Here is a 452-nt window from a genome sequence, read left to right on the forward strand (position 1 = left end):
TTTTATGGCGAGTAGTTATAAACATAAGGGTATAGTTATAGGTCTGGATTGGCCTATACTTGGTACTGTAGGTGAATTTTGGATAGTATCTTTACTTTTAATACTTATTACACTTATTTTAGTTTTAATATTTTCAAAACTTGGTGTTAGTAGTATATTACTTTTTTCAGGTATAGTTAATCCTATGATAGTAGTTCCAGCATTAATAGTAGCTAATAGAAACTTATTAAAAATATTAATATTAGGAACAATAATCATTCCTATATACCTTATGGTTTCAACCAGTATAGCACTTTCTATTAATGAACTTTATAAAAGTATAGGTGGTATAGGTTATAATGGTCAATTAATAAGCTATAATGCATTTGAAAGTCCATATTTTAGATGCGCAATGATAAACTTCTTTGAATTTAAAGTATATGGAATTATTGCGTTTGGAATTGCAATTTCGT

Annotated in this window: 1 pseudogene; it reads left to right on the top strand. The window is 27.0% G+C overall.

From position 1 onward, the window contains the following. A pseudogene (locus AYC60_RS08790) lies at positions 1-452 on the top strand (PTS galactitol transporter subunit IIC); the annotation flags it as partial.

Origin of the sequence: Streptobacillus felis, assembly GCF_001559775.1 — a bacterium.
Classification (GTDB): domain Bacteria; phylum Fusobacteriota; class Fusobacteriia; order Fusobacteriales; family Leptotrichiaceae; genus Streptobacillus; species Streptobacillus felis.